This window comes from Desulfobotulus alkaliphilus, assembly GCF_007830435.1.
In the GTDB taxonomy this organism is placed as follows: Bacteria; Desulfobacterota; Desulfobacteria; order Desulfobacterales; family ASO4-4; genus Desulfobotulus; species Desulfobotulus alkaliphilus.
In genome coordinates this window covers 1-6413 of sequence record NZ_VLLC01000063.1, presented here as the reverse complement: position 1 = coordinate 6413, position 6413 = coordinate 1, and the positions used below count along the sequence as shown (strand labels likewise).

The window sequence follows — 6413 nt, the reverse complement described above, 5'->3', positions numbered from 1 at the left end:
CCCTTTTATTAGGGGATAAATCCAGCCCTGTAAATCATGCCGCATCGAAAAAGACATCACACCGGACTCCGGGCATACAGCGAAGACCCCTCAGCTTACAATGCATCCTCAAAACTTCAGGATCACCCACGGCGGTACCGAACTTCTCCAAAAGTGTATCCATGGAAGATACAAATACGGCTGCATCCACACCTAAACGGCTTAAAATGGGCGGTGTTTTTTCACGGATGCTCATCTTCTTTCGCCTGAGCTGCCTGCCTGTCCAGTCCACAAGCTCCACATATTCATGGAAGCCAAAGGGAATGGCAAAGGGCATATCCGTAAGGTCGTCAAAGGGCGCAAGGGTGGCTCTGGGTTTTTCAGTGGAAGTATCCGATGTGCGCCCCAGGTGACTGAGGCTCTCAATACCCGGTGGCTGTGGTTCTCGAAGCCGGGCGTCATTTTCAGATTCATTCACCCTCCCCCTCTGTGCGGTGGCTGAGGCTCTCGAAGCCAGGATCGAAGTGAGGGTAATACTTTCAGATTCATTCAATGAAGAAAACTTAAGGGCATCCAGCCTTTCCTTGATGGAAGTATATTCCGATTCTTCAGGGGTTTTTGCCACACCAGCCCGGACAGGGTTGAGATCCACATAGACCATGGCCGCAAGGATGGCCTTTTCATCGAGGAGGGCCTGACTTTTAAATCTCACCTCCCAGAACCTGCCGCTTATCCCCTCTTCCTGATTGGCTTTCCTTGCAATGGATTCATTGAGCATACGCATGAACCATGAAATATCATAGAGGCGGCTCCGGTAGAGGCCAGCAAGCTCTGCAAGCTGATGCTGATCCGAATGGCTTAAATCCCCGTCTTCCGCAAGGTAACGTCTCACCACATCCGGGCCTTTAAAAAGCTGAACCCAGCGGGTGAACACCTCATGATCTGTCCATGCAAGCGCCCTGTCCTCATCCACACGCATTACGATATGGTAATGATTGCTTAAAACGGCATAGGCAGCCACATCAATGGAAAAGATGGCGGCAAGCTCCATGATGCGTTCTGCTATCCAGCCCCGGCGATGCTCAAAGTCCTTACCGGAATCCTTGTCTTTACCACAAAGAAAGGCCCTGCGGACACAGCGGCAGACGCAGTGATACCATGGGGTGCTTTCAAGGCTGATGATGCTGGATCGGGGGCTGGTCATGTGGCCTCCATATTTTTAAAGAATACAAACCTCCAAGGTCGCCGTAGAGAATTGATCTGAAAGGCAATTTTGACAATTGTCAGTTTCAGATCAACCCCCCGGCACAGATCCGGACGTGCGCTGCTAACGCATCCGGCTCCTGCATTGAGTCAAACGCACGGCTTCCTGCTGCTGGCTGCACGCAGCCTTCCAAGCCCTTCATCTGATTTATCCGGGCTCTGAGTCCCGGCCACAGGTTGACTCTTCAGACTTTCTCTCTGCCAAGGCCCTTCGCTCCACGGACTCCGCATATTCGGTTCGTTTATCATTAAGCCTGTTCCTTCAATTTGTTCGTCCGCTTCTTCACTACTATGGCCTTGTCCGACTCCTCACCCGGCTCTGACAGCTGTTCGGCTACTTACCTTGGAGCTGTCAGTTACTCTTAATGTACCGCTGAGTGAGGCCTCCCGGGTTCCGTTCATGAGACATCCACACATGCACCGGGTCAGCGACTCCGGGGAACCTGCCTGCCACTTGCGTTGACGCAGCATTCAGTTTTGCCTTCCCGTTCACCCAACACGGTCAGCATTCCCAACCCTGATTTCGGAGCTCAATACCGAGCCTGTGTGTTCCCCTGTCAACGCTTAACCACTACCCTCACGAGCAGCAGCCCATGACTCGGGGCTCCGGCGGTTCGCTACACCTTACCGGATAGAGGACTTGCACCTCCAATCTCATGCCAGCTTATCCCGGCGCACTGGGTGTCCTTTGGTTTTCGTTCTTTGGTTTTCGGTGTCCTTTGGTTTTCAGGTGTCTTTGGTTTTCACTTTGGTTTTCTTTGGTTTTCTGTCCATGATGGGTGCAGAAGGATTTGGCATGATGGGGTGCAGAAGGATTTGGCATGATCATCTTGAAGAATAAAAGGGATCTGACCTTTTTTATTGTAATCAGATTTTTTTTTGCTTGACAAGCCAATGTCTGGACGTACAATATTTTGTACAGGAGGATTCAGATATGGAAGCCATAACCTATACCGCTGCAAGACAAAACCTCGCTAAAACAATGGACAGGGTCTGTGAAGACCGCTCGCCAGTTATTGTGACACGGAAATCATCCAATGCAGTTGTGATTATGTCCCTTGAGGATTATGAAGCCCTTGAAGAAACAGCCTATCTTTTACGATCACCGAAAAATGCAAGGCGTATTCTGGAATCCATCGCCCAGCTTGAAAACGGCAAAGGGCTTGAAAAGGAGCTTGCGGATTGAAGCTCATTTTTGCAGGCCATGCATGGGATGATTACCTCTTCTGGCAAAAAACCGACAAACAGACCCTGCGCCGTATCAATACCCTGATTAAAGAAACAATGCGAACCCCCTTTGAAGGTATCGGAAAACCGGAACCTTTAAAACATGCTCTCTCGGGCTGCTGGTCCCGAAGAATCAACGATGAGCACCGCTTTGTTTACAGGGTCTCTGAGAATGCCATTGAAATAGTACAGCTTCGGTATCATTACTAAGGGAGATGAAAATTGCCAATATACCTCATTGAAGTTTGATTCTTCACTTCAGATCGAGAGACTCAACTCCGCAGGCGGTAAATCAGTATTTTTCAAGCCCCTAAGGTCAAAAGGGGACGGATCTGCTTACTGTTTTGGCTTCTGCCATTTTATGTCATGTATTTTCCCGCAAAACTGACTTTTTTCGAAATAAAAGGTGACCCCTTTTATTTCAGATATCCGTACATCGAATAAAAAGAGCTTTCACATGCTGTTTGATGACAGATATTTCACTGATAAAATTGACTTTGTATATTTTTTACGTGTTTTATTTGTGTTTTCAACAGCAGCCTGGGTACTTTGAATAAAAATAGCGGTCAGGTTCTTTGAAAATATTTTAGCGATTTTAAAAAAACTTAATGAGATAGAAGATCGAATTGAAGAGCCTGGAAGCATATCAGAAAAAAAGAGTCAGAGAAAAAAACAGGTGGGCATGGTCTTTCAGATAAGTTTTTTTGAATTCATACAAAAACATCCTGAAGGTCTTGAATTTGAAATAATTAAAGATAAATGTAAAAGGGGTGACCCCTTTTATACGGGGCCGGGGCAGTCGTCTTTCTGTAAGGAAATATTCCAATGGAAATAAAGATTTACAATGACATCGTTTTTAAATGGATCTTCGGAAGGCAAAGCAACACAGCCCCTTTGATCACCCTCATTAACGCCATAACAGCCCCTGCAAAAAAGTTTTCTGACGTAACCATTCTGAATCCCTTTGATGAATCTGAACCCTTCAAGAATGAAAAACAGGGCATCCTTGATATTCGGGCCAAAGATGACTTAAGCGGTGAATGGGTAAATCTGGAGGTTCAGGTGGAGCCGGGTTTTCATTATCCGCCCCGCAGCAAGTTTTACCTTGCGGGCATGTACCCGGGATCAGCTTGAAAAGGGTAAAGACGCCCTTTATAGCGACCTTAAAGCCTGCTATGGCATTCATATTCTTGTGGGTACGCTTTTTGATAAGCCGGAAGAAGAGGATTGCTGGTTCAATCACTATACCATGCTGAACACCCGTACCCACAAACCCCTCGTCAATCACTGGCACCTGTATTATATTGAACTTGAAAAGTATCTTCGCAGCCTTGAAAAAAAGGCCGAAGCCAGACCCCTTAATGAGCTTGAGGAATGGGCTCTTTTCATTGGCACCATTCAGGACAATGACAGGCCCCTGGATGAGCGCATCAATCATAACCCCATGATCCGGGAGGTGTATAAAATGATTGAGACCTTCACAAAAGATGAGCATCTTCGTGAGAAATACCGTGTGCAGGAAGAATTCATCCGTGTTCAGAAGACCAATGAGTATATGACAGAAAAGATGAGGCAGGAAATTATTAGGCTGGGCCATGAGGTCGAGCACTTCATGGCCGAACAGGAAAGGATTACTGCCGAGAACAAGGCGGCCCTTCTCGCCCAGGAAAGAGAAAGAGCAGAAAAAGAAAGAGAAAGAGCAGAAAAAGAAAGAGAAAGAGCAGAAAAAGAAAGAGAAAGAGCAGAAAAAGAAGCTTTTAAGAAAAACTCCATCCTCCAATTGCGTAGGAAGGGTTTTTCTGATGCAGATATCATATCCACACTGGGAGTTAGTGATGAAGATATCCGCAATTTAGATTGATTTTTCAAAAGGGGTCCCCTTTTAGTTGTAGCATTATTGAGTCCATTGAAAAGATGGATTCATATATCAGCCCTACTGCACCAAGGAGCATACCATGCAGATCGAAGCCATATACAATAAAGGCCGCATTGAACTGCCCCCCATCTTAACCTGAAGGAGGATGGGCCATGAAATCGAACATTCCATGGCCGAACTGAACTAAAAATAAGAACGGAAAATCTGCTTTGATAAACATTATCCACCACGGCGGCAAAGAAGGTGTTACCGGTTCCTGTCATCAGCTTATGCTGGAAAAAGGCAAGAGCCTTCTGATAGACTGTGGCCTGTTTCAGGGTGCGGAAGTTTCTCCTGACAATGTAACAGCAAAAAACCCTGATCCCCACACCATCTCCTTTGATACCCGCAATATTCTGGCCCTTGTCATTACCCATAGCCACATTGACCATGCAGGCCGGATACCATGGCTTCTGGCCGCAGGTTTTCAGGGGCCTGTCATCTGTTCAGAGCCTTCCGCAGAACTGCTGCCCCTCATGCTGGAAGATGCCTTCAAGCTTTCCGTAAGCGCAAGGCCGGATATGCTGGATCGCTATACCTCCCTCATCCGAAGCCGCCTCCGGCCACTGCCCTACAAAACATGGCATACCCTGCTGGATTCTTCCGGACAAATGCTCCGTATCAAGCTTCACCGGGCCGGTCATATTCTGGGTTCTTCTATTGTGGAATGCGCCATTCTCGATAAAAGCACAGGCAAAGACCAGCGCATTGTTTTTTCCGGAGATCTTGGCGCACCATGGGCACCCCTTCTTCCGGCACCAAAGCCCCTTTACAGGGCAGATACCCTGATCCTTGAGAGTACCTACGGAGACCGGACCCACGAAGACCGCAAAAACAGAAGAAACCGCCTTGAAACCCTTGTGGTAGATTGCTTTAAAAACGGCGGAACCCTTCTTGTTCCAGCCTTCAGTCTGGGCCGTACCCAGGAGATTCTTTATGAACTGGAAGATATCCTGCACACCAGGGCAGAAGAAAGCCTGAACAAAGGATGGCTATGGAAGGATCTGCCCGTTTATCTGGATTCTCCCCTTGCCGGACGCATTACAGACATTTACAGAAGCCTCAAGCCATTCTGGGACAGGGAAGCCCATCAGAAACTTGGCAGGGGCAGAAAACCCCTTGCCTTTGATCAGCTGATAACGCTGGATTCCCACGCTGCCCATATATCCAATGTCAGAGAGCTTACGCAGTCCGCAAAGCCAGCCATCGTCATTGCCGGAAGCGGCATGTGTACCGCAGGCCGCATTGTCAACTATCTGAAAACCATGCTCAAAGATCCCCGCCATACTGTTCTTTTTGTGGGATATCAGGCAGCTGGCACACCGGGCAGGGATATTCAGAGGTTCGGGCCCAGGGGCGGCTATGTGTTTCTTGATGGAGAAAAGATTTTCATCCGAAGCCGCATAGAAAGCATCAGCGGTTATTCCGCCCATGCGGATCAGAGGGATCTTGTCCGCTTTGCCACCCGCATGCGCCACAGGCCCGGAGAAATTCATCTTGTGCATGGGGAGGAAGGGGCAAGAAAATCCCTGAAGGAAGAGCTGGAAAAGGCCTATGCTGCTTTGGGTAATGTTGTTAAGGTGGTTTTATGAAAAAGGCCTTGAATCAGAACGGGTCAAACGAGTGAAGCGCATTGGTTTGAATGCCGGAGTAGGGGCCTTGATCTTTTTTTGTCCAAAGATTACAAAATAAAAGGGGTCACCCATTTAAAGGAACTGTCAAGTAAAAAAACACCTCTCCTGTTCAAGCGTCACCTCTTTTTTTGCTTGATTATGGTTAACTCAGAATGGTGCAGATGGTCTGTCTGAATTCGCATCTGAAATTTCAATTTTATTGGGATGGCGGAATAATGATCCGCACCAGTCACCCATCGGGATCCAGGCTTGCCGTGTTCTGCTGTACAGAACCAGCAGCCCCCTCCGCCTGAAGGCGGACCAGAAAATCTTCAGTTCTGTATCGTGTCCAGATGTTTTTATCAGACCATATGGTTTTTATAACCAGCCCCAAAATAGGTTCACGACACAGGCGA

6 protein-coding genes are annotated in these 6413 nt (G+C 47.7%); 5 read left to right on the top strand and 1 reads right to left on the bottom strand.

Going from position 1 to position 6413, the window contains the following annotated elements:
* Positions 1 to 34: 34 nt before the first annotated feature.
* Positions 35 to 1183, bottom strand: a complete 1149-nt coding sequence (locus LZ24_RS16620) for a transposase (RefSeq protein ID WP_144686830.1) — start codon at positions 1181 to 1183, stop codon at positions 35 to 37.
* A 993-nt stretch (positions 1184 to 2176) separates the two neighbouring features.
* Here LZ24_RS16620 and LZ24_RS16615 point away from each other — a divergent pair.
* The 5 genes from LZ24_RS16615 (at position 2177) to LZ24_RS16595 (ending at position 5976) form a co-directional block, all read left to right on the top strand.
* On the top strand, positions 2177 to 2428 hold the full coding sequence (locus LZ24_RS16615; RefSeq protein WP_144686829.1) for a type II toxin-antitoxin system Phd/YefM family antitoxin: 252 nt from the start codon (positions 2177 to 2179) through the stop codon (positions 2426 to 2428).
* Complete coding sequence (locus LZ24_RS16610; RefSeq protein ID WP_144686828.1) at positions 2425 to 2679, top strand: Txe/YoeB family addiction module toxin; 255 nt, start codon at positions 2425 to 2427, stop codon at positions 2677 to 2679. The genes LZ24_RS16615 and LZ24_RS16610 overlap by 4 nt, the downstream gene beginning before the upstream one ends.
* 615 nt (positions 2680 to 3294) lie before the next feature.
* Positions 3295 to 3603 (top strand): PD-(D/E)XK nuclease family transposase, encoded by a 309-nt coding sequence (locus tag LZ24_RS16605; protein WP_144686827.1) that lies wholly within the window; start codon positions 3295 to 3297, stop codon positions 3601 to 3603.
* Positions 3575 to 4330 carry a PD-(D/E)XK nuclease family transposase gene (locus LZ24_RS16600; protein WP_144686826.1) on the top strand — a complete coding sequence of 252 codons (756 nt, stop codon included), beginning with the start codon at positions 3575 to 3577 and terminating at the stop codon, positions 4328 to 4330. Before LZ24_RS16605 ends, LZ24_RS16600 begins: the two co-directional genes overlap by 29 nt.
* 224 nt (positions 4331 to 4554) lie before the next feature.
* Complete coding sequence (locus LZ24_RS16595; protein ID WP_222427691.1) at positions 4555 to 5976, top strand: MBL fold metallo-hydrolase RNA specificity domain-containing protein; 1422 nt, start codon at positions 4555 to 4557, stop codon at positions 5974 to 5976.
* Positions 5977 to 6413 lie beyond the last annotated feature (437 nt).